Source organism: Pseudomonas sp. NPDC089758, from assembly GCF_044748705.1.
GTDB classification, from domain to species: Bacteria; Pseudomonadota; Gammaproteobacteria; order Pseudomonadales; family Pseudomonadaceae; genus Aquipseudomonas; species Aquipseudomonas putida_X.
Genome location: NZ_JBIVGN010000012.1, coordinates 175,521 through 198,119, shown reverse-complemented (window position 1 = coordinate 198,119; position 22,599 = coordinate 175,521). Strand labels below are relative to the sequence as shown.

At 62.2% G+C, this 22,599-nt stretch carries 20 protein-coding genes, 1 tRNA gene and 1 pseudogene; 13 read left to right on the top strand and 9 right to left on the bottom strand.

The genetic code is table 11. The features are described from left to right. Window positions 1-162, top strand: a pseudogene (locus ACIPZH_RS17785) (IS110 family transposase); the annotation flags it as partial. 413 nt (window positions 163-575) lie between these two features. Here ACIPZH_RS17785 and ACIPZH_RS17780 read toward each other — a convergent pair. The 6 genes from ACIPZH_RS17780 to ACIPZH_RS17755 form a co-directional block, all read right to left on the bottom strand. Beyond that, the gene (locus ACIPZH_RS17780; protein WP_400630058.1) at window positions 576-1,019 is read right to left on the bottom strand and encodes a hypothetical protein; all 444 of its coding nucleotides are present in this window, start codon (window positions 1,017-1,019) and stop codon (window positions 576-578) included. 74 nt (window positions 1,020-1,093) lie between these two features. Beyond that, entirely contained in the window at window positions 1,094-2,083 is a 990-nt protein-coding gene (ppk2, locus tag ACIPZH_RS17775) for a polyphosphate kinase 2 (RefSeq protein WP_400637113.1), read from the bottom strand. Window positions 2,084-2,274: 191 nt separating this feature from the next. After that, window positions 2,275-2,350, bottom strand: a tRNA-Phe gene (locus ACIPZH_RS17770). 90 nt (window positions 2,351-2,440) lie between these two features. Continuing rightward, on the bottom strand, window positions 2,441-2,713 hold the full coding sequence (locus ACIPZH_RS17765; RefSeq protein ID WP_125924973.1) for an oxidative damage protection protein: 273 nt from the start codon (window positions 2,711-2,713) through the stop codon (window positions 2,441-2,443). Beyond that, window positions 2,710-3,777: an A/G-specific adenine glycosylase gene (mutY, locus tag ACIPZH_RS17760; protein ID WP_400637112.1), complete on the bottom strand. Its 1,068-nt coding sequence runs from the start codon at window positions 3,775-3,777 to the stop codon at window positions 2,710-2,712. Before mutY ends, ACIPZH_RS17765 begins: the two co-directional genes overlap by 4 nt. Then, a complete protein-coding gene (locus ACIPZH_RS17755; RefSeq protein ID WP_400637110.1) occupies window positions 3,774-6,017 on the bottom strand; it encodes an AsmA family protein in 2,244 nt (747 codons plus the stop codon). Before ACIPZH_RS17755 ends, mutY begins: the two co-directional genes overlap by 4 nt. Window positions 6,018-6,387: 370 nt before the next feature. On the opposite strand from ACIPZH_RS17755, the gene ACIPZH_RS17750 reads away from it, so the two are divergent. The 6 genes from ACIPZH_RS17750 (at window position 6,388) to hisF (ending at window position 11,448) form a co-directional block, all read left to right on the top strand. Next, window positions 6,388-8,046 carry an OFA family MFS transporter gene (locus ACIPZH_RS17750; protein WP_241805579.1) on the top strand — a complete coding sequence of 553 codons (1,659 nt, stop codon included), beginning with the start codon at window positions 6,388-6,390 and terminating at the stop codon, window positions 8,044-8,046. Window positions 8,047-8,323: 277 nt separating this feature from the next. Continuing rightward, on the top strand, window positions 8,324-8,917 hold the full coding sequence (gene hisB, locus ACIPZH_RS17745) for an imidazoleglycerol-phosphate dehydratase HisB (protein ID WP_012316676.1): 594 nt from the start codon (window positions 8,324-8,326) through the stop codon (window positions 8,915-8,917). Next, a complete protein-coding gene (gene hisH / locus ACIPZH_RS17740; RefSeq protein WP_241805581.1) occupies window positions 8,918-9,556 on the top strand; it encodes an imidazole glycerol phosphate synthase subunit HisH in 639 nt (212 codons plus the stop codon). Then, the gene (locus ACIPZH_RS17735) at window positions 9,557-9,817 is read left to right on the top strand and encodes a DUF2164 domain-containing protein (protein ID WP_241805582.1); all 261 of its coding nucleotides are present in this window, start codon (window positions 9,557-9,559) and stop codon (window positions 9,815-9,817) included. It abuts the gene before it with no gap. A gap of 112 nt (window positions 9,818-9,929) precedes the next feature. Further along, on the top strand, window positions 9,930-10,667 hold the full coding sequence (gene hisA, locus ACIPZH_RS17730) for a 1-(5-phosphoribosyl)-5-[(5-phosphoribosylamino)methylideneamino]imidazole-4-carboxamide isomerase (protein ID WP_003255731.1): 738 nt from the start codon (window positions 9,930-9,932) through the stop codon (window positions 10,665-10,667). A 10-nt stretch (window positions 10,668-10,677) separates the two neighbouring features. After that, window positions 10,678-11,448 carry an imidazole glycerol phosphate synthase subunit HisF gene (gene hisF / locus ACIPZH_RS17725; protein WP_267819386.1) on the top strand — a complete coding sequence of 257 codons (771 nt, stop codon included), beginning with the start codon at window positions 10,678-10,680 and terminating at the stop codon, window positions 11,446-11,448. 36 nt (window positions 11,449-11,484) lie between these two features. Here hisF and choV read toward each other — a convergent pair whose 3' ends face one another. The 3 genes from choV to ACIPZH_RS17710 form a co-directional block, all read right to left on the bottom strand. After that, complete coding sequence (choV, locus tag ACIPZH_RS17720; protein ID WP_241805586.1) at window positions 11,485-12,663, bottom strand: choline ABC transporter ATP-binding protein; 1,179 nt, start codon at window positions 12,661-12,663, stop codon at window positions 11,485-11,487. Next, window positions 12,660-13,508 (bottom strand): choline ABC transporter permease subunit, encoded by an 849-nt coding sequence (choW, locus tag ACIPZH_RS17715; RefSeq protein ID WP_400630102.1) that lies wholly within the window; start codon window positions 13,506-13,508, stop codon window positions 12,660-12,662. The genes choV and choW overlap by 4 nt, the downstream gene beginning before the upstream one ends. 79 nt (window positions 13,509-13,587) lie before the next feature. Then, entirely contained in the window at window positions 13,588-14,535 is a 948-nt protein-coding gene (locus ACIPZH_RS17710; protein WP_349975965.1) for a choline ABC transporter substrate-binding protein, read from the bottom strand. A 441-nt stretch (window positions 14,536-14,976) separates the two neighbouring features. Here ACIPZH_RS17710 and ACIPZH_RS17705 point away from each other — a divergent pair, with 441 nt between their 5' ends. The 6 genes from ACIPZH_RS17705 (at window position 14,977) to ACIPZH_RS17680 (ending at window position 22,597) form a co-directional block, all read left to right on the top strand. After that, window positions 14,977-16,353, top strand: a complete 1,377-nt coding sequence (locus ACIPZH_RS17705; RefSeq protein ID WP_241805588.1) for an L-serine ammonia-lyase — start codon at window positions 14,977-14,979, stop codon at window positions 16,351-16,353. A 39-nt stretch (window positions 16,354-16,392) separates the two neighbouring features. Next, window positions 16,393-16,650 carry a hypothetical protein gene (locus ACIPZH_RS17700; protein ID WP_400637109.1) on the top strand — a complete coding sequence of 86 codons (258 nt, stop codon included), beginning with the start codon at window positions 16,393-16,395 and terminating at the stop codon, window positions 16,648-16,650. A 93-nt stretch (window positions 16,651-16,743) separates the two neighbouring features. After that, window positions 16,744-17,850, top strand: coding sequence for a GlxA family transcriptional regulator (locus ACIPZH_RS17695; RefSeq protein ID WP_400637108.1), 1,107 nt, complete (start codon window positions 16,744-16,746; stop codon window positions 17,848-17,850). A gap of 198 nt (window positions 17,851-18,048) precedes the next feature. After that, window positions 18,049-18,549, top strand: a complete 501-nt coding sequence (locus ACIPZH_RS17690) for a sigma-70 family RNA polymerase sigma factor (RefSeq protein ID WP_400637116.1) — start codon at window positions 18,049-18,051, stop codon at window positions 18,547-18,549. 88 nt (window positions 18,550-18,637) lie between these two features. Further along, entirely contained in the window at window positions 18,638-19,600 is a 963-nt protein-coding gene (locus tag ACIPZH_RS17685) for a FecR family protein (protein WP_400637106.1), read from the top strand. Between the two features lie 213 nt (window positions 19,601-19,813). Beyond that, the gene (locus tag ACIPZH_RS17680; RefSeq protein ID WP_400637105.1) at window positions 19,814-22,597 is read left to right on the top strand and encodes a secretin and TonB N-terminal domain-containing protein; all 2,784 of its coding nucleotides are present in this window, start codon (window positions 19,814-19,816) and stop codon (window positions 22,595-22,597) included. Window positions 22,598-22,599: the final 2 nt, after the last annotated feature.

The window sequence follows — 22,599 nt, the reverse complement described above, 5'->3', positions numbered from 1 at the left end:
AGGTCGGCCGCTTGGAAAGGGGTATATGAGCAGTACAGAAACAGCGGTAAGGCAACGACCCAGGCGTTGGTAATTCTGGCCAGGAAGCTCGCACGTGTGGCATTCGCCCTGATGAGAAATCAGGACGAATACGTCACCAAAGGCGGGAAAATGGCTTGCTGATAACCATAGAATCTCCCACATGGATTTGCGTCGGCTGTTAGAAATTGGGCAAGACAGGTGTTCCCACAGGGTTGCGTCGGCTGTTAGAAATTGGGCAAGACAGCTGCATCCAGGTAAAGCACAGGCCTGAAGAGCTGCGCGGTCGTGGTGGGAGCCGGCTTGCCGGCGATGGGCTGCGCAGCAGCCCCCATAGCGGAGTGTAATAGCCTGAGCAGGCTCGACGGGGCCCGCGAGCATTTGGGGCCGCTTTGCGGCCCATCGCCGGCAAGCCCGGCTCCTACATGGACTGCGCCGGCTTTTGGAAATTGGGCAAGACAGTTGTTTCCATAGGGTTAGGCAGCGCAGCACAGACGGTGGCGCAAAGAACTCACCGGCAAGGGCATCGAATTTGCGCTGCCAGGGCCGGTGAGCACTCAGCCGAACTGTTTCTGCTGCTGTTGCTGCTTGGCCACCAATTCGGAAGCGGCGATATAGGCTTCCTGGAACTCGTCGCTCTCCAGCCAGGCCATGGTGGTGTCTTCGTCGGCGCCATCGAGCCAGGTGCGATAAGCGTTGAACACCAGCACGATGTAGTCGGTGGCGTGCTCTTCCTTGTGGCCCTTGAGCACCAGTGCCAGCAGCGGGTCCACCAGGAACACCGAGATCATCGAAACCAGGCTGGTCTCCTGGGCGGCCTTCATCTTTACGAACAGCTCTTTGTAGCTGTCGGTTTCCATGGCCTTGTTGAACACTTGCTCGACACTGGCGCTGTCACCGGCGCTGGGTTTCACGGCCTGGCCGCTGCGTACCATGCGGTTTTGCTTGGCCTTGCTGGCGGCGCGTTTGGCGCGTTTCTGTTGCTTGGTATTGGTGGCCATGGGGCTGGAAATCCTTGGGGGCGAAAATGTGCGTATTGAAGCCTAATTGCCCGGGAAACCCAAGCCCCGGCCATTCAGCGCTCAGGCGCACAACTTTCATCCTCCTCGAACCCGCGCGAAGCCCGGCCAACCAGCAAGTCATCCGGCGCGTACGCCACGCTGGGGTCCTTGCCCGGGTAATCCAGCGAATGCAGGAAATGCCGGATGCAGTTGATCCGCGCACGCTTCTTGTCATCGGACTTGATCACCGTCCACGGTGCATCGCCAGTGTCGGTGTGGAAGAACATCGCCTCCTTGGCGGCGGTGTAGTCCTCCCACTTATCCAGTGACTTGATGTCGATAGGCGAGAGCTTCCAGTGCTTGAGCGGGTCGTCCCGGCGTGAGATGAAGCGGCGCAGCTGCTCTTCGCGGTTCACCGAAAACCAGTACTTGAACAGCAGGATGCCGCTGTTGCACAGCATGCGCTCCAGGTCCGGCGCCTGGCGCATGAACTCCAGGTACTGCAGCGGTGTGCAGAACTCCATCACCTTCTCGACCCCGGCGCGGTTGTACCAGGAGCGGTCGAAGAACACCATTTCACCAGCCGTGGGCAGGTGTTGGATGTAGCGCTGGAAATACCACTGGCCCTTTTCCTGCTCGGAAGGCTTCTCCAGCGCGACGATGCGCGCACCCCGTGGGTTCAGGTGTTCCATGAAGCGCTTGATGGTGCCGCCCTTGCCTGCCGCATCCCGGCCTTCGAACAGCACCACCACGCGCTGGCCGGTGTCCTTGACCCAGCTTTGTACCTTCAGCAACTCGATCTGCAGCGCGTGCTTGGCCTTTTCGTATTCCTGGCGGCGCATGCGGGTCGGGTAGGGGTAGCTCGCCGGCAGCCGGGCAGAGGTGCTGTCCTCGTTGCTGCCTTTCGGCGCGCTGGCCACTTCCAGGGCCGCCGGTTCCTGGCTGACCTGGGTGATGGAGGGCTCAGGTTTGCGCTGGCGGGCGCGGCGGGCGCGAGGCTTGGGTGCGGTGCTGGGCGTCGGTTCTGCGGGAGCAGCGAGCAGGAGGGGGGATTCTTCGCTCATGGAGGTCCTTGCGAGGTCGATTCGAATGTTCGACTGCAATTGTGGGTTTGAGCGAGAGGGGGTTAGTTGATGCGGGTCAACGCTACGGGGTAGGCAAAACAGGCTGAGAAATCCCAGACAACAAAAAACCCGCACTGGGCGGGTTTCTTGTTGTCGCTTCGGGTAACTTTGCAACCACCAGAAGCTGAAGGTGGTGCCCAGAGACGGAGTCGAACCGCCGACACGAGGATTTTCAATCCTCTGCTCTACCGACTGAGCTATCTGGGCGACGAGGTGAATTAAATAGATTTCCAGACCGCTCGTCAACGACTTTTTGAAAAAATTTTAAATTAATTCCGTCGCTTACGATTTTCAGGGTCATTCGGCCGGTGGAACGTAACCTTCCGCCTGCGCGTAATCTTCGCCGGCGAAAAACTTGTCCATCTCGCCCTGAAGGAACTTGCGGTCCTCGGCGTTCATCATGTTCAGGCGCTTCTCGTTGATCAGCATGGTCTGGTGCTTCTGCCAGTCGGCCCAGGCTTGCTGCGAGATGTGCTCGAAGATGTCCTGGCCCTTGGCCCCGGGGTAAGGCGGGCGCTCCAGGCCTGGCAGTTGTTCTTTGTACTTGCGGCACATCACGGTGCGGGTCATCGGGCATCTCCTGCAATCAGTTCGTCGGCCGCGCGTTTGAGCAGCTTTTTGACCGGGGCGGCGAGGCCCAGGCGCGGCGGGGTGGCGAGGTTATACCAGAGCCAGTCGGCCTCGGCCACGTGCTGGCCGACGGGGTCGACACGCACCAGCCATGGCTCGATCGCCAGCTGGAAATGGCTGAAGGTATGGGTCAGGCCGTCCAGCGCGCGGCTTTCGGCCAGGCGCAGGCCATGCTGGTAGGCCAGGTCATCGAGCTGCTCGATGGCGTCCAGCTCCGGCAGGCTCCACAGGCCGCCCCACAGGCCGCTGGACGGGCGCCGGTACAGCAGGATGGCGCCTTCATGGTTGGCCAACAGCGGCATCAGCGTGCGCCGCTGGGGCAGAGCCTTGCGCGGTTTGGGTTCGGGGTAGCGCGTTTCTTCGCCATGCAGGTGCGCTTCGCAGCCGCTGCGCACGGGGCACAGCAGGCAAGTTGGCTTGCTGCGGGTGCACAGCGTGGCGCCCAGGTCCATCATCGCCTGGGTATAGTGGTTGGCGCGTTGTTGCGGGGTGAAGCGCTCGGCAGTGGCCCATAGGGCATTGGCCACCTTCGGCTCGCCCGGGTAACCGGCCTGGGCGGTGAAGCGGGCCAGCACGCGTTTGACGTTGCCGTCGAGGATCGGCGCACGGATACCCATGCTGATGCTGGCAATGGCACCGGCGGTGGAGCGGCCGATACCTGGCAGCTCGGTAAGCTGTTCGACACTGCGCGGGAACTCACCGCCGTATTGCTCGACGACGATCCTGGCGGCCTTCTGCAGGTTGCGTGCGCGGGTGTAGTAACCCAGGCCGGTCCACAGGTGCAGCACCTCGTCCTCCGGTGCTTCGGCCAGCGCCTGCACGGTGGGCAGGGCCTGCATGAAGCGGTCGAAGTAGTTCAGCACGGTGCTGACCTGGGTCTGTTGCAGCATGATTTCCGACACCCACACCCGGTAAGGGTTGATGCCTTGCTGCCAGGGCAGGTCGTGCCGGCCGTGCTGGTCGTACCAGTCCAGCACGGCGCTGGAGAACTGCGCAGGGCTCATCGCTTGAACAGCCCCTTGAGCGCGTCTTTCAATTCTGGGCTCACTTTGTCTCCGAGTTTTTCATCAAGTTTTTCATCGATCTTGTCTTTGAGGCGGTTGCCGGCCAGCTTGGCGGCAACCTTGCCCAGGCCGTCCTGGTCAAGGCGGCAGGCCTTGGCGCCAAGCTCCAGCGGGCCACGGCAGCGCAGCGGCAGTTCGACGCCGACGTAACGCTCATTGACCTGGCAGGCCGGGTCGGGCATGGCGCGCTGGTCACCTTCGACGATCACCCCGACGTTGTAGTCCATGCCGAGCACGCGCAGGTCCAGGTCGCCGTGGCCGTTGACGGTCAGGCCTGGGATGCGTGCCTTGAGGTCCGGGTTGCTGGCCACGCCGTTGCGCACCACCAGGCTGCCGCGCAACTCCTGGAACGGTGTGTCCTTGCCGCGTGGCTCGCCGCTGAGGGTCTTGCGGTTCAGCGTGGCGATGGCCTGGCAGAGTTGCTGTTCCAGGTTGGCGTTGACCAGCACGCCGTCGTTGATGGTGAAGTTTGCGTTGCCGTTGAGGGTGTCCACCAGTGCCTTCTGGCTGTTACCGGTGGCTGTCAGGTCGCTGCTGAGGGTCAGCAGGCCTTTGACCGGCGGGGCCTGGTCTTTGTCTTCAGCCTTGATGAAGTGCTCGACCGGCACGCGGTTGATCTTGGTGTTGACGCCAATCTGCGGCACGGCTGGGCGCACATCGACGGTGCCTTTGGCTTCGAAGCTGCCGTTATAGAGGCCGCCGCGCAGCGTCTGCAGGGTGATCAGGCCGCCCTGGCCGTTCGCTTGCAGTTGCGCGTCGTTGATCGGCAGCTTGTCCAGGGTCAGTGAGCCGAAGGCCAGGTCGGCCTGCAGGTCGAGCGTGCGCAGGCGGTCCACCGGCAGCAGCTTGTCGTTGCTCCAGGCGACCTGGGTGGGGGCGTTAGGCAGCGGAGAACTGCCGGCACCGGCGATGGCGCTGGCTTCCTGTTGCTTGACCTCGTTCTGGCGCGCTGCGGTGGCACCCTTGGCTTCATCGCTCTTGGCTGGCATGTAGCGGTCGGCGTCGAACTTGTCGGCCTTGAGCTGCAAGCGCAACGCTTGCTTGGCAAAGTCCTCGACGGCAACGCGGCCGGTGAAGGTGCTGTCGTCGAGTTTTACCGCGAGGTCTTCCAGGGCCAGGCTGTTTGGCGTGCCCTGCAGGCGGCTGACCAGCTCCAGCTTGTTGAAGGCGGCGGGGTCGCTGGTGGCCGGCAGGGGGTGGCCGATGCCATCGAGGAAGGTGCGCAGGTCGAACTGGGCGATGGACAGCCCACCGCTGAGCTGCGGCGTCTTGTCCAGGTCGCGCAGGTTGAGCTCGCCCAGGGCGCGCAGCTGGTTGGCCGAGATTTTCAGGCCGTTCCAAGTGGCGACGTTGGCTGCCATGTCGACCAGCAGCTGGCCTTGGGCCGCGAAGGTCATGGTCTTGCCGGCCAGCGGCTCGCCCGAGGTTTCGCCGGACAGGCGCATGTCCTCGAAGTTATAGCGCTTGAGCTTGCGGTCAAAACGCAGCTCGCCGGCAAGTTCGGTGCGTGCCTTCATGTTCGGCTGGCTGGCGCTGAGGAAGGCGCTGGCCTTGAGCGGGATGTTCGCACCCTCGTGAATCGGGCCGGTGCTCAGCTGGATGCTTTCGGCGCTGTAGCTCTGGCCGGTCTTGGCATCGCTGTAGTGCACGCGGGCGTTGTTCACGGTCAGGCTGTCGATGTCGAGCTTGACCGCACGTTCGCTGCTGCTCTCTGCAGAGGCGTTGGGCTGATCTGCAGGCGCAGGTGCACTGGCGGTTGGGCCGGTTTGCGCAGGCAGCGGTTTGCCGATGTCTTCCCAGTTGCCATGGCCCTGTTCATCACGGTTCAGGGTCAGGTTCAGGCCTTCGACGCGCACATCGCTCATCTGCACTTCACGGCGCAGCAAGGGCAGCACGCGGACCGACAGGCCAAGCATCTGCAGGTCGGCGAACGGCTCCTTGGGCTTGTTCAAGGTGGCGATGCTGGCCTCGTGAAGCTCCAGGCCCAGCCAGGGGAACAGGCTCCAGCCGATGTCGCCATTGAGGGTCAGCTCGACGTGGGCCTTGTCGCGCGCCAACTGGCGGATCTCGTCTTTATAGTCGTTGGGATCGAAGAGGTGGGTCAGGGCGAAGCCCAGCGCCACGATGATCAGCAGCAACCCGAGAAGCCCCAGTCCCAGGAGTTTGCCGAACGCTTTCATGGGCGAGTCCTTGTAGTCCGTATTTGATTTTCAAGCGCCAGAGTATAGCGCCGCAGTGGTAGGCCCAGCGTACTCGACAAGAGATACAGAGCATTTCCTACCGATTGATCAGGTGTTGTGGCTTTCGACAGTTGTGGTTTGGGCAGTTCCTTTTACCTGTACCGCCAGCAATACCGATTTAGCCGTTCGAAAAATAACGATATCAGATTGCTTTCATGTCATAGGCGAACTGGTACTCTTTCGGCGCCTGCGAAGCGGCCGCGACGTATTGTCGCGGAACGTTGCCATGAAACGGCCGAGCCTTACGTGCCAGCAAAAGAGCCGGGCATTCAATGCGCACGCATCGTCTACCTACAAAAGGATCACATCCATGAACAGCAGTATCACGGCAGGAGCGGTGGCCAGCGCGCCCAGCTTCTTGTCGAAGGAGCGCATCATCGCCCGCCCCGGTTTCAACCGCTGGCTGGTACCCCCGGCCGCGCTGGCCATTCACCTGTGTATCGGCATGGCCTACGGTTTTTCCGTGTTCTGGTTGCCGCTTTCCCAAGCCATCGGCATTACCGCCCCGGTAGCGTGCTCGGCGGACATGGGCTTCATTGCTCGCATGTTCAGCGCCGAGTGCGACTGGCCCATTTCCATGCTGAGCTGGATCTACACCCTGTTCTTCGTGTTCCTGGGTTGCTCGGCAGCGGTGCTGGGCGGTTGGTTGGAGCACGCAGGGCCGCGTAAGGCGGGCCTGGTGTCGGCCCTGTGCTGGTGCGGCGGCATGCTGATTTCGGCAATTGGCGTGAAGACCCATCAGCTGTGGCTGATGTGGCTGGGCTCCGGCGTGATCGGCGGTATCGGCCTGGGCCTGGGTTACATCTCGCCGGTTTCGACCTTGATCAAGTGGTTCCCGGACAAACGCGGCATGGCCACTGGCATGGCGATCATGGGCTTTGGCGGCGGTGCCATGGTCGGTGCACCGCTAGCCACTGCGCTGATGGGGCACTTCGGTAATGAGCATGAAGTCGGCGTATGGCAGAGTTTCGTGGTCATGGCAGCGATCTACTTCGTGTTCATGACCGCTGGCGCCCTGGCGTACCGCGTGCCGCCGACCGGCTGGAAGCCAGAAGGCTGGACTGCGCCGGTGAAGAAAGCCAATGCGATGGTCACCGACCGTCACGTGCACGTCAGCGTTGCCTGGAAAACCCCACAATTCGCGCTGATCTGGCTGGTGCTGTGCCTGAACGTTTCTGCAGGCATCGGCATCCTGGGCATGGCGTCGCCGCTGCTGCAGGAAGTGTTCGCTGGCAAGCTGCTGGGCAACGAGCTGAGCTTCAGCGAGCTGAACGCCGCACAATTGGCGCAGATTGCCGCCATTGCCGCGGGCTTCACCGGCCTGCTGAGCCTGTTCAACATCGGTGGGCGGTTCTTCTGGGCATCGTTCTCGGACTACATCGGCCGCAAGAACACCTATTTTGCCTTCTTCGCCCTGGGTGTGGGCCTCTACAGCCTGGTGCCGAACATGGGCCATCTGGGCAATGTGGCACTGTTCGTGGCGGCGTTCTGCATCATCCTGTCCATGTATGGCGGTGGCTTCGCCACAGTGCCGGCCTACCTGGCTGACCTGTTCGGCACGCAGATGGTCGGTGCCATCCACGGCCGCCTGCTGACGGCCTGGGCCGCTGCTGGCGTGCTGGGCCCGGTGCTGATCACTTACCTGCGTGAGTACCAGTTGGCCGCGGGTGTGGAGCGTGCGGCGGCTTATGACATGACCCTGTACATCCTCGCTGGCCTGCTGGTGCTGGGCTTCGTCTGCAACCTGCTGGTGCGCCCGGTGGCCGACAAGCACTTCATGAGCGATGCCGAGCTTGCGGCCGAGCGTGCCCTGAGCCACGACAAAGGTGCCGATGGCGCCCGTGCGCTGGAGTGGCATGCAGCGCCAGGCAGCCTGCCGCTGGTGCTGATCGCGTGGGCGGTAGTGGTGATTCCGCTGGCCTGGGGGGTGTGGATTACCCTGCAGAAGACGGCGGTGTTGTTCCACTAAGGGGTATGACAGCCAGCTGACTGGCTGGCTGTCATGGCCTCATCGCCGGCAAGCCGGCCACCTGGATTGCGCCGGTTTTAGACACTGGGCAAGCCAGTTGCCCTCACAGGTTTCTCCGCTGGGCTTGAGTTCTGGCGGGGCTTTGGGGGAGGCGTCTTGCCGGTGATCGGCCTGCCGAGCAGCCCCTTGCAATGCCATATGTCATCCGCGTTCCAAGCTTGAGCGTTCTGGGCCTATAATGTAGCCCTTTTCGCCCAATGATTTTGCGGAGCTGGTGATGGTCGAACGTAAGGCTTCCGTCGAGCGCAATACCCTGGAAACCCAGGTCAAGTGCTCGATCAACCTCGATGGCAGTGGCAAGGCCCGATTCGATATCGGCGTGCCTTTCCTTGAACACATGCTCGACCAGATTGCCCGGCACGGGCTGATCGATCTGGATATCGAGTGCAAGGGTGACCTGCATATCGACGATCACCATACCGTCGAAGACGTCGGTATCACGCTGGGCCAGGCATTCGCCCAGGCCATCGGCGACAAGAAAGGCATCTTCCGTTACGGCCATGCCTATGTGCCGCTGGACGAAGCGCTGTCGCGTGTGGTCATCGACTTCTCTGGCCGCCCAGGCCTGCAGATGCACGTGCCGTACACCCGCGCCACCGTTGGCGGCTTCGATGTCGACCTGTTCCAGGAGTTTTTCCAGGGCTTCGTCAACCATGCGTTGGTTACCCTGCACATCGACAACCTGCGTGGCCACAACACCCACCACCAGATCGAAACCGTGTTCAAGGCCTTCGGTCGTGCCCTGCGCATGGCCGTGACCCAGGACGAGCGCATGGCCGGGCAGATGCCATCCACCAAGGGATGCCTGTAAATGCAGACGGTAGCCGTGATCGACTATGGCATGGGCAACCTGCACTCGGTAGCCAAGGCGCTCGAGCACGTCGGCGCCGGCAAGGTGATGGTCACCAGCGATGCTGCGGTGATTCGCGAGGCTGACCGTGTGGTGTTCCCGGGTGTGGGCGCGATCCGCGACTGCATGGCCGAAATCCGCCGCCTGGGCTTCGACAGCCTGGTGCGTGAAGTCAGCCAGGACCGGCCATTTCTGGGCATCTGTGTAGGCATGCAGGCGCTGCTGGAGCACAGCGAAGAAAACGACGGTGTCGACTGCATCGGCCTGTTCCCTGGCCAGGTGCGCTTCTTCGGTAAAGACCTGCAGGAAGGTGGTGAGCACCTGAAAGTGCCGCACATGGGCTGGAACGAAGTCACTCAGGCCGTCGACCACCCGCTGTGGCACGACATCTCTGATCGTGCGCGCTTCTATTTCGTGCACAGCTACTACATCAATGCCGGCAAGCCGGGGCAAGTGGTCGGTCGCGGCCACTATGGCGTCGACTTCGCTGCCGCGCTGGCCGAGGGCTCGCGCTTTGCCGTGCAGTTCCACCCGGAGAAGAGCCATACCCATGGCCTGCAACTGCTGCAGAACTTCGTGGCCTGGGACGGGCGCTGGTAAATGAGCAGGTCGAAGACCAAGGCCCCCGTCATCACCCTGGCCCCCGAGCAGGAGCGCGAAGCGCTCGACACCCTCAAGCGCTTCCTCGAAGACCGCTTCGAGCTGCAGCTGGGGTCGTTCGAGGTGGCTGAGGTCCTCGAGCTGTTCAGCAAAGAGATTGCACCCCATTACTACAACAGGGCGATTGCCGATGTTCAGCTGCACCTCAAGGAGCGGTTCGAGAGCATCGAGAGCGACCTGTGGGCGTTGGAAAAAAGCTGAAAGCTTCAAGCCTCAAGCTGCAAGCCAAAGCTGGACCGCCATCGAAAACACGACGCGCATGCTTGCAGCTTGTCGCTTGCAGCTTGCCGCTTGAATTGACGAAGGAAAGAGCATGCTGATTATCCCCGCTATCGATCTGAAGGACGGTGCCTGCGTGCGCCTGCGCCAGGGCCGCATGGAAGACTCCACGGTATTTTCCGACGACCCGGTGAGCATGGCCGCCAAGTGGGTGGAGGGTGGTTGCCGCCGCCTGCACCTGGTCGACCTTAACGGCGCCTTCGAAGGCCAGCCGGTCAACGGTGAAGTGGTCACTGCCATCGCCAAGCGTTACCCGAACCTGCCGATCCAGATCGGCGGCGGTATCCGTTCGCTGGAAACCATCGAGCACTACGTCAAGGCCGGCGTCAGCTACGTGATCATCGGCACCAAGGCGGTCAAGCAACCTGAGTTCGTCGCTGAAGCGTGCAAGGCCTTCCCCGGCAAGGTCATCGTCGGCCTGGACGCCAAGGACGGTTTCGTCGCCACCGACGGCTGGGCTGAGGTGAGCTCGGTGCAGGTCATCGACCTGGCCAAGCGCTTTGAGGCCGATGGCGTCTCGGCGATCGTCTACACCGACATCGCCAAGGACGGCATGATGCAGGGCTGCAACGTGCCGTTCACCAAGGCACTGGCCGAAGCCACCCGCATTCCGGTGATCGCTTCGGGTGGTATCCACAACCTGGGTGACATCAAGGCCCTGCTGGACGCCAAGGCCCCGGGCATCATCGGTGCCATCACCGGCCGTGCCATCTACGAAGGCACCCTCGATGTCGCCGAGGCCCAGGCCTTCTGCGACAACTACCAAGGCTGAGGACTGAACCATGGCACTGGCCAAGCGCATCATCCCTTGCCTGGACGTGGACAACGGCCGGGTGGTCAAGGGCGTCAAGTTCGAGAACATTCGTGATGCCGGCGACCCGGTGGAAATTGCCCGTCGCTACAACGAGCAGGGTGCCGACGAAATCACCTTCCTCGACATCACCGCAAGCGTCGATGGCCGCGATACCACCTTGCATACCGTCGAGCGCATGGCCAGCCAGGTGTTCATCCCGCTGACCGTGGGCGGTGGCGTGCGTACCGTGCAGGACATCCGCAACCTGCTCAATGCCGGTGCCGACAAGGTTTCGATCAACACCGCCGCGGTGTTCAACCCTGAGTTCGTGGGTGAGGCTGCCGACCGTTTCGGTTCGCAGTGCATCGTGGTGGCCATCGATGCCAAGAAGGTGTCTGGCCCCGGTGAAGCGCCGCGCTGGGAAATCTTCACCCATGGCGGGCGCAAGCCGACCGGGCTGGACGCGGTCGAGTGGGCGAAGAAGATGGAAGGCCTGGGTGCCGGTGAGATCCTGCTGACCAGCATGGACCAGGACGGCATGAAGAACGGTTTCGACCTGGGTGTGACCCGTGCCATCAGCGATGCGCTGGGGATTCCGGTGATCGCTTCGGGTGGTGTGGGTAACTTGCAGCACCTGGCTGACGGGATTCTGGAAGGGCATGCCAGCGCGGTACTGGCGGCGAGCATCTTCCACTTCGGTGAGTACACGGTGCCGGAAGCCAAGGCCTACATGGCTGCCCGCGGTATCGTCGTTCGCTGACAGATTGATTGGGGCCGCACAGCGGCCCCGGTTGCATTAGCCGTGGCTCTTGCCGAGCAGCGCGTGGTATAGCTCGGTATCCCCAAGTATCCCCACTACCTTGTCGTTATCCTGTAGCACCAGCTTGTTGCCAGTCTGGTAACGAATCTGCAGCGCTTCGCGCATGCCGATATCGGCATTGACCAGCGTCGGCCGCCGCTCCAGCAGCTCGACATCCTCTCCAGGCGCCCAGTTCTGCAGGTCCAGCCCGTTCTGCCCTTGGCGTGCACGCTTGAGCGAGCCACCTTCGCCCAGGTCCAGCCACGAATCGATGCCTGGGTCCAGGCACACCGAGCCATTGATCCGTTTGCAGTTGTCCAGGGTGCGCATCAGGCTGCGGCCGCACAGCACGTTCAGCGGGTTGGTGTGGGCCACGAAGGTGCGTACGTAGTCGTCCGCCGGGTTGAGCACGATCTCCTCGGGCTTGCTGTACTGAACGATCCGCCCATCCTTCATGATGGCGATGCGGCTGCCCAGCTTGAGCGCTTCGTCCAGGTCGTGGCTGACGAACACGATGGTCTTGTTGAGCTTGCGCTGCAGCTCCAGCAGCTCGTCCTGCAGGCCCTGGCGGATCAGTGGGTCGAGGGCCGAGAACGGTTCGTCCATCAGCAGGATGTCAGCGTCCATCGCCAGTGCCCGGGCCAGGCCCACGCGCTGCTGCATGCCGCCGGAGAGTTCGTCCGGCTTCTTGTTGCGCCACTGGGTCAAACCCACCAGCTCAAGCTTCTCGTCCACCAGCTTGCGCCGTTCCTTTTCAGGGCGGCCCTGCATTTCCAGGCCAAAGCTGATGTTCTCGCGCACCGTCAGCCAGGGCATCAGGGCGAACTTCTGGAACACCATGGCGATGCGCTTGGTGCGCATCATCTTGAGCTCTGCCGGGGTGCAGTGGGCAATGTCGATGTGCTTGCCTTCGTGCTCGACGAACAGCTTGCCGCGGCTGACGGTGTTCAGGCCGTTGATGCAGCGCAGCAGGCTCGACTTGCCCGAACCGGACAGGCCCATCAGCACGCAGATCTCGCCCTTGTTGATATCCAGGTTGGCCTTTTCGACACCCACCACCAGCCCGGTCTGCTTGAGGATCTGCTCCCGGGTCTTGCCCTGATCGAGCAGTGCCAGCGCTTCACGCGGCTTGTTGGAGAAGATGACGTCGACATCTTCGAAACGAATGATGCTCATGCTTCACCCCTTACCGTGACTTCCGGTTGCTTGCAGATACGGTCGAGCATGATGGCCAGCAGTACGATCGCCAGGCCTGCTTCGAAGCCCAGGGAAATGTCGGCGGTGTTCAGTGCGTTGACCACGGGTTTGCCCAGGCCATCGGCGCCCACCAGGGCCGCGATCACCACCATCGACAGCGACAGCATGATGCACTGGGTAACGCCGGCGGCGATGCTCGGCATCGCGTGGGGCAGTTCGATGCGGGTCAGCAACTGGCGCCGCGAGCAGCCGAAGGCCTTGCCGGCGTCCAGCAGCTCCTGCGGGACGTCGCAGATGCCCAGGTAGGTCAGGCGAATCGGCGCGGCGATGGCGAACACCACCGTGGAGATCAGCCCAGGTACCACACCCAGGCCGAACAGTGTCAGGGTTGGGATCAGGTAAACGAAGGTGGGCACCGTCTGCATCAAGTCGAGCACCGGGCGCATCGCGGTATAGAACATCGGTTTGTGCGCGGCAACGATCCCCAGCGGTACACCGATGGCCACACAGACCACGGTGGCAAAGGTGACTTGCGCCAGGGTTTCCATGGTCTCCTGCCAATAGCCCAGGTTGAGGATCAGCAGGAAGGAGAGGGCGACGAACACAGTCAGTGCCCATTTGCGCTGAATCAGGTGCGCGAGGGCGGCGAACAGGGCGATGAGGACGAACGGGTTGAACCAGGTCAGAGTGCCGGTGACGCCCTGGATCATGAATTCCAGGCCTTGAGCGATGGCGTCGAAGTAATCGGCGCCATTCTGGGTCAGCCATTCGACGAATGACGCGATGTACTCACCCAGGGGTATTTTCTGATCGATAAGCATGATAGCGAGCTTCCACCTGCAAAGATTGAAATCAGTCCGGGGCGAGCACGGTCCCGCCCCGCGGTGTTGCCTTCGTCTTGCGTTATTGCGTCAGTTTGGCTTTGGCCGCCTCAAGGCCCGGTTTGCCGTCCACGGTGGTCACCCCGGCGAGCCAGGCGTCCAGCTTGCCTGGGTTGTCCTTGAGCCACTTCTTGGCAGCTGCCTCGGGTTTCATCTTGTCGTCCAGGACATAGCCCATCATGGTGCTTTCATCCTTGAGCTCGAACGACAGGTTCTTGAGCAGTTGGCCTACGTTGCTGCACTCCTGCACGTAGCCCTTGCGGGTATTGGTCAGCACGGTTGCCTTGCCCAGTTCCGGGCCGAAGAAGTCGTCCCCGCCGGTCAGGTACTGCATCTTGAAGCGGGTGTTCATCGGGTGAGGTTCCCAACCGAGGAATACGATCGCCTCCCCGCGCTTCTGCGCCCGGTCCACCTGCGACAGCATGCCGGCCTCACTGGACTGCACGATCTTGAAACCGGCGTCCTTCAGGCCGAAGGCGTTCTTGTCGATCATGCTCTGGATGGTGCGGTTACCGTCGTTACCCGGCTCGATGCCGTAGATCTTGCCTTCCAGTTCCTTCTTGAACTTGGGAATGTCGGCAAAATCCTTGAGGCCCTTGTCGTACAGCGACTGGGGTACGGCCAAGGTGTACTTGGCGTTTTCCAGGTTGGCGCGCACGGTTTCGACAGTGCCGGCGTCGCGGTACTGCTTGATGTCGTTTTCCATGGTCGGCATCCAGTTGCCGAGAAACACGTCCAGGTCCTTGCCGGCGGCCAGCGACTTGTAGGTCACCGGTACCGAGATCATGGTGGTGTGAGTCTTGTAACCCAGTGCTTCGAGCACAACGCTGGTGGTCGCGGTGGTTACCGTGATGTCGGTCCAGCCGACATCGGAAAAACGTACCGTCTGACACTGCTCGGGTTCTGCGGCCTGGGCCAGCAAGGGGGCGGACAGCAACGCGGCCAGCAACAGCGAGGGTGAACCTTTCATGGATGGACTCCTGTGATTTTATCTTCGGGTTCGCGAGGGCTGCCGGGCTTTCTCAGGGTCCGGTCAACCAGGCCTGCAGAGGGCAGGATGCGAGGCCGTGCAATACGAGTCGCTTTCGATAATCCACCAGCGCCGGGCAATCGCCTACAGGTGGGGTCGTAACCAGTACGGAACGGGTCGCTTTGAGTACTGGCGATGTCGCATATGGCATTTTCCTCCCCTGGCTGCGTATTTTTCCGTCATCGGAGCGCCTGAAAGCGGCGCACATACAGGTAAAACGCCGCGGCGCTGCTGGACAAAAGTACGTCGGTTGCAGACGGCGAGGGGGGGCGCAAAAGCCTGATGATGCGTGCATTCGTGGCGGCTCGCAGCTTCAGCCTAGCAGTTGCCCCGCCCTGCGCATGGCGCGCAGAGACAAGCCCAGCAAGAGGTGTAGCGACAATGGCCATCAGCGTGTTCGACCTGTTCAAGATCGGAGTCGGGCCCTCCAGCTCCCATACCGTCGGCCCCATGCGTGCGGGCGCCCTGTTCGTCCAGGGCCTGCGTGAGCGCGGCGAGCTTGAGCAGGTGAAAAGGGTGCAGGTGCGGTTATACGGCTCGCTGTCGGCCACCGGTATTGGCCACGGCTCCGACCACGCCACCATCATGGGCCTGATGGGCGAATGGCCGGATGCCATCGACCCGGCCCAGATCGTCCCACGCATCGCCGACCTGCGCGAAACCAATACCCTGAAGCTGGATAACCGCCTGCCCATCGAGTTCGTCTGGGCGCGTGACATGCTGCTGCTGGACGAGAACCTGCCGTACCACCCCAATGCCATGACCCTGATCGCCGAAGGCGAGCAGGGCGAGCTGCACCGTGACACCTACTACTCGGTGGGGGGCGGTTTCGTGGTTGATGCCGCCCAGGCCGCCAGTGGTGTGCTGGATGCCGACCAGACGGTGCTGCCGTACGATTTCAACAGTGCCGCAGAGCTGCTGCGCCTGTGCAAGCAAAACGACCTTAGCGTGTCGCAATTGATGATGGCCAACGAGAAGGTCTGGCGCAGCGAGCAAGAGATCCGCGCCGGCCTGCACACGCTCTGGCAAGCCATGCAGGAATGCGTGCACAACGGCCTCAAGCATGAGGGCACACTGCCCGGCGGGCTGAATGTGCGCCGCCGGGCCGCCAGGCTGCACCGTAGCCTGCAGGAGATCGGCAAGCCCAATGTGATCGGCTCGACCATGAGTGCCATGGAGTGGGTCAACCTGTTCGCCCTGGCGGTCAACGAAGAGAACGCCGCTGGCGGGCGCATGGTCACTGCGCCCACCAATGGCGCGGCCGGCATCATCCCGGCTGTGCTGCACTACTACATGCGTTTCAGCGATGCGGTCGACGAGTCCAACGTGGTCGACTTCTTCCTGGCCGCCGCCGCAGTGGGCATCCTGTGCAAAAAGAATGCATCGATTTCAGGTGCCGAGGTGGGTTGCCAGGGTGAAGTCGGTTCAGCGTGCGCCATGGCGGCGGCTGGCCTTGCCGAAGTGCTGGGGGCGACCCCGGCGCAGGTGGAGAACGCCGCCGAGATCGCCCTGGAGCACAACCTTGGCCTGACTTGCGACCCGGTCGGTGGCCTGGTGCAGGTGCCGTGCATCGAACGCAACGCCATTGCCGCAGTCAAGGCCATCAACGCCGTACAGATGGCCCTGCGCGGTGACGGCGAGCACTTTATCTCTCTGGATCAGGTGATCCGCACCATGCGCGACACCGGCGCCGACATGCACGACAAGTACAAAGAGACCTCGCGCGGCGGTTTGGCGGTCAGCGCCATCGAATGTTGATGCGCTGACGGTGAGCTACTCTCGTCAGGACGCCCCGTTTTGGGGCGTCTTCGTATCAGCCGATCGTCGGGTGTCGCGATCAGTGTCGCCATTGTCGGTGACACTAAACAGTGTCGTTTCTGGGCAACCTGCCTTGAGCGTGTCACCAAAGTGCTCATGAGTGACACGCAAAGGCGCTGGCCCGCCGGTTTGGGTTTTTTCAACAACCCGATCGGCGAGCCGGAATTGCTGAAAAAAGGCGTCGTTTTTGGGTTTTTTTGGATGGCCGTTCAATTTCAGGCACGGCCCTTGCGTTGAGATTGGCAAAGCCCCTGCAAATGAATTGGGGCCATTACAAAAAATCAGTGCCCGCCTGAGGCACACCCTGTTTTTGTGTGAGGAGAAATCGCGATGACGTCGTACACCTCCGGGAATCCAACCCAGAACCGCACAGCACCCCAGTCCATCGGGTTTCTCCTTCTGGACAACTTCACCCTGATTTCCTTGGCCTCGGCCGTGGAACCGCTGCGCATGGCCAACCAGCTTTCCGGCCGTGAGCTGTATCGCTGGCACACGCTCACCGTCGATGGCGGCCAGGTCTGGGCCAGCGATGGCTTGCAGATCACGCCGGACGCCTCCATCGCCAACACCCCTCCCATCGACACCGTTATCGTCTGCGGTGGCGTGGGGATCCAGCGTTCGGTTACCCGTGAGCATGTCACCTGGCTGCAGGCCCAGGCGCGTCAGTCGCGCCGTTTGGGCGCTGTGTGCACCGGTAGCTGGGCGCTGGCCTGTGCCGGCCTGCTCGATGGTTTCGACTGCAGCGTGCACTGGGAATGCCTGGCGGCGATGCAGGAGGCGTTTCCGCGGGCCAACATGAGCACACGCCTGTTCACCCTCGACCGCAACCGCTTCACCAGCTCTGGCGGCACTGCGCCGCTGGACATGATGCTGCACCTGATCAGCCGCGATCATGGCCGCGAACTGTCGGCGGCGATCTCTGAGATGTTCGTCTACGAGCGCATTCGCAACGAGCAGGACCACCAGCGCGTGCCGCTCAAGCACATGCTGGGAACCAACCAGCCGAAGCTGCAGGAAATCGTCGCGCTGATGGAGGCCAACCTCGAAGAGCCGATCGACCTGGACGAACTGGCCGTGTACGTGGCCGTGTCGCGTCGCCAGCTTGAGCGGCTGTTCCAGAAGTACCTGCATTGCTCGCCGTCGCGCTATTACCTGAAGCTTCGCCTGATCCGTGCGCGGCAGCTGCTCAAGCAGACGCCGATGTCGATCATCGAAGTGGCCTCGGTGTGCGGGTTCGTCTCCACGCCGCACTTCTCCAAGTGCTACCGCGAGTACTTCGGCATTCCGCCGCGTGATGAACGAGTAGGTTCAAACACCGCACAGCAAGTGGCCATGATGCCGATTCCGCAAGCCATGACCCTGTCGCCGCACAGCGGGCCGATGGCTGCATTGAGCCAGGCGCGCAACGAGTCGACCTTTGCCAGTGTGAGGCTTTAAAGCATCGGGGCTGCTTTGCAGCCCTATCACCGGCAACCTTGCTCCCGCAGATCACCGCCAGGCCTTAGACCGCTGCGGTACCTGTGGGAGACGGCTCGCCGGCGATGAGGCCTGGAAGGCAACAGTACATGATTGGTTGATAATGATTCTCGACTACAGGTAACATTTCCGCCCCGAAATCGCTTGGCATACCACCCCGTGGCGGACGACAAACTGCAGCTCTACCTGGCCCACCGGGCAGCGTTGGTCGACTACGCCTCGCCAATCGTCGGCTGCCGCGCCCGCGCCGAAGATGTGGTGCAGGAGGCGTGGCTGCGCTTCAGTCGCCAGCAGGACGATGCCGACATTCGCCACCCGGCCAGTTACCTGTACCGCATCGTGCGCAACCTGGCCCTCGACCAGACCCGCCGTACCGCCACCGAAAAAGCCCAACCCAACGGTGATGAGATTCTCGCCGAGCTGCCCTCGACCAGTGTGTCGCCCGAGCAGGCGGTCACCCAGCAAAATGAACTCAGCGCCATCAGCCGCGCCCTTGAGGAATTGCCCCAGCGCACCCGCTTGGCGTTCGAAATGCACCGCCTGGGCGGCCATACCCTGCAAGAAGTGGCCAACCACCTGAATGTATCGGTCAGCCTGGTGCACCAACTGGTGCGCGATGCCCTGAGCCACTGCATGGCGCGCCTGGAGGATGATCTGTGAAAAAACGCGAGGCTGGTGCGTCCTTTGCCGAGCAGGGTAGCTCTGTGCGACCCTGCGCGCCCTTCAGCCCTCAGGAGACTTGCCCGACATGACGTCCGCAGCCCCGCTATCCAGCCGCCGCGAGCAGGCCCTGGAATGGCTCCTGCGCCTGCAGCAGTCACCTGACGACCCTCAGCTAAGGGATGAGTTCGAGCAATGGTGCGCCAGCGACGCGGCCAACGCCCAGGCCTTCCACAAGGCCGAACGGGTGTGGCAGCTCACCGGCCAGCTGGCGCCGACCACCCGCGAACTGTGGCCCAAGGCCGAAGTGCTGCCGCTACCGGTCAAGCGCAAGCCCCGGCGGCGCTGGTGGCTGGGGGCGGCGGTGGCAGCCTGTTTATGGGGAGCTGTCGCGCCTTCCCTGAGCCTGCGCTTGCAGGCTGACTATCGCACCGCACAAGGCGAGACCCGCGACGTCACCCTGGCTGATGGCAGTGTGGTGCAGATGGACAGCGGCACCGCCATTGCCGTGGACTACAGCGGCGATCACCGGGATGTGAAGCTGCTCGCCGGCCAGGCGTTCTTCGAGGTCATGCCCGACACGGCCAAGCCGTTCCATGTGCGTGCCAACGATGTGCAGGTGACGGTCACCGGCACGGCGTTCAATGTCGAGCTGCGGTCGGGGCGGGTAGGGGTGGATGTGCAGCACGGCTCGGTACGGGTCGAGGACACTGCCGATGCACAGGTACTGGCTGCTGCACTGACGGCGGGGCAGCGGCTGCGTTATGTGGATGGGCATGTGCAGTTACGTACTTTCGTGCCCACGCAAGCCGCCGCCTGGCGCCAAGGGCAGCTGATTGCAGACGACCAGACGGTGGCCGAGCTGGTGCAGGCGCTAGCGCCGTACATGCCAGGCAAGGTGATGCTGCGTGACGATGCACTGGGGGCCAAGCGGGTGACGGGTGTGTACGACCTGCGTAAGCCCGAGGCGGCGCTGCGTGCAGTGGTCCAGCCGCACGGTGGCGAGGTGCGCAGCTATGGGCCCTGGCTGTTGGTGTTGAGCAAACCTTGACGTTGCCGGGGCCGCAAAGCGGCCCCAAAAATCCCCGCCGAAAATTAATTTCACAATTTTCTGAAAATCCCCCGCACTGCCCCGTCTTCTCCTCCGCGCGCAACAACTGATATCGATTCGTATTCTATTTTGCAGTCCGGCGCTTGCCGGGGGTGGGGATGTGGGATGACTGAAACATCAAGCCGGAAGCCGCGCAGTGCGTGGGATTGGTCGTTGCGCCTGAAACATGTTGGCGGCGCGGGCATGTTGGGGCTCTGTGCCTTGCTGGATCAGCCGCCAGCTCATGCACAGACAGACGCTGAGCATGCCCAGCTCACCCAGGTACACCCGTTCACCATTCCCAGCCAGGATCTGGCCATCGCCCTGATCACTTTCGGCCAGCAAAGTGGGCTGCAGGTCAGCGTCGACCCGGACCTGCTGGAGGGCCTGGAGTCCACCGCGGTCAGTGGCAACTTCAGCAGCGAGGCGGCGCTGTCGCGACTGCTGCAAAGCAGTGGCATCACCTGGGAGTTCGAGGCGGGCACGTTCATCTTCCGCCTGTTGCACAGCGACGGCCAAGGCCCGCTGGAGCTGCACAACACCGTGGTGCTGGGGCAGACCGAAGAGAACAGCTACATGGGCGCTACGGTCATCGGCAGCAAGGCGATCAAAGCCTTCCCGGGCGCCAATGGCGACATCACCACACTGCTGCAGATGCACCCCAGCGTGCAATTCAGCACCCGCCAGCAAAACTCCAACACGCCGGGCGAAATTGCCCCGGCGGATATCAGCATCAACGGCGCCAAGTACTACCAGAACAATTTCATGATCGACGGCATCTCGATCAACAACGACCTCGACCCTGGCGCCCATGACTTCAACGATGTGCGTCAGTTCGATTCCACCCCCAGCCGCTCCCACGGTATTGCGCTGGATGCGGACTTGCTGCAGGAAGTGAAGGTCTACGACAGCAACGTACCGGCGGAGTACGGCGGCTTCAACGGCGGCGTGGTCGATGCGATCACCCGCCGACCGAGCAAGGCATTTCACGGCAAGGTCTCGTATGCCCTCAGCCGTTCGGCGTGGACCCGCTACCACATCACCGAAGCCGATCAGGAAAGCTTCGATCAGGCCTCGGACGAGCAGTACCAGCCAGAGTTCGAGAAAACCACTGTTCGCGGCATGCTCGAAGGCCACCTGACCGATGACTTCGGCGCCATCCTGGCGTTCTCGCAGAAACGCTCGGTGCTGCCACTGAACGCCTACAGCGATGGCTACGAAAGTGGCAACGGGCCTTCGCGCAAGGACCAGACCCGCGAGCTGACCAATTACATGCTCAAGACTTACTGGAACATGAATGACCAGCTCACCCTGGATAGCTCGTTCATCTACGGCCCCGGCGAAAACACCTACTTCCGCGCCAACCAGCGCAACTCCGAATTCATCACCGAAGAGGGCGGCTATCAAGGCTCGGTAAAGGCCACCTGGTTGGCTGACAACGCCACGTGGACACACACCCTGGCGGTGACGCGGCTGACCAGCTCGCGCGATTCCGAGCAGGACGACTACATCAACTGGTACTACTCCGACGTCAAGAACTGGGGCAAGTCGCTGAGCAACACATCACGCAGTGCCGAGGGTGCCTATGGCGACCTCGACCAGACCCAGGACGGCCTGGACTACGCGGTGAAGGCCCAGTGGCTGCCGGTGTGGTTCGGTGGTGTGGCGCATTCATTGGTCACGGGTATCGACCTCTCTTACAAGCGAGCTACCTGGGAGCGGTCCACCCAAGCCAGCAGTGTCACCATGAACAAGCGTGACGACGGTAGCAGCTGCGGTGACGATCCTTACTGCTCGGTTGGCCAGCTGCTCAATGGCAACACCCGGCAATGGGCCAACTCACGCATGGTGTATGAAGCAGGCAAGATCAGCCAGGACGAGAAGAAATACGCGTTCTACCTCCAGGACAGCATTCAGCTGGGCAACTTGGGCCTGCGCCCGGGTGTTCGGGTGGAAGGCGACGACTACATGGAGAAAAAGACCGTTGCCCCGCGCTTTGCCGGCGATTACGACTTCTTCGGTGACCGCTCAACGGTGCTGACCTTTGGTGCCAACCGCTACTATGGGCGCAATCTGTTCAAGACCCGCCTCAACGACGGCCGTGGCCAGCTGAATGTGCGCTACTTGCGCGCCGATCAGGACTCGCCGTGGATCGAGGCTACCCGAGTAGCCAATGACACGCGCTTCTCGACCCTGAATATCCCATATGACGATGAGCTTACGCTCGGCCTTGAGCAGCTGTGGCTGAACACTCTGTTCGACCTCAAGTATGTCAACCGCAAGGGGCGCGACAAGATCGTGCGTTCCTACTCCAGTGTCGAAGACCTGCCGGCACTGCCCGGTTACCGCAGCAACTACTACATCTACACCAACCAAGGTCGCAGCGAGAGCGACACGGTGACGCTGACCGTTACCCCCCAGCAGGAACTCAAGCTGTTTGGCACCAGCACCAGCGCCCAGTTCGCGGCGGGCTGGCAGCGCAGCGAAGACTCGTACACCGACTACGACTCGATCCTCGACAGTGAAGAATATGACGGTAGTGCCGTGCTCTACGACGGCAAGCGAATGGACTTCGTCGAACTGCCGCCGAACAACTTCAACCGCCCATGGACCGCACGGCTGACGACCATTACCGAGATCCCCGCCTGGCACATGAGCATCAGCAACTTCCTGCGTTTTCGCAGCAAGTACAAGCAGATCATCGATACCGGGCGCACGGTCGACCTCGATAACGAAACCCTCAGCGTGTACGAGGCGGCGGCGGTCGGCAGCGCCATGACCTGGGACATGCAAGTTTACTGGGAGCTGCCAACGGCCAAGGACCAGGCCGTGTTCGCCTCGGTCGACATCACCAATGTCGCCGACAAGACCAACCCGACCGTCAGCGCCGGCAGCCAGGCCGTGACCCGCTACGAAGTCGGCCGCCAGTACTGGCTGGAAGTCGGCTACCGATTCTGACG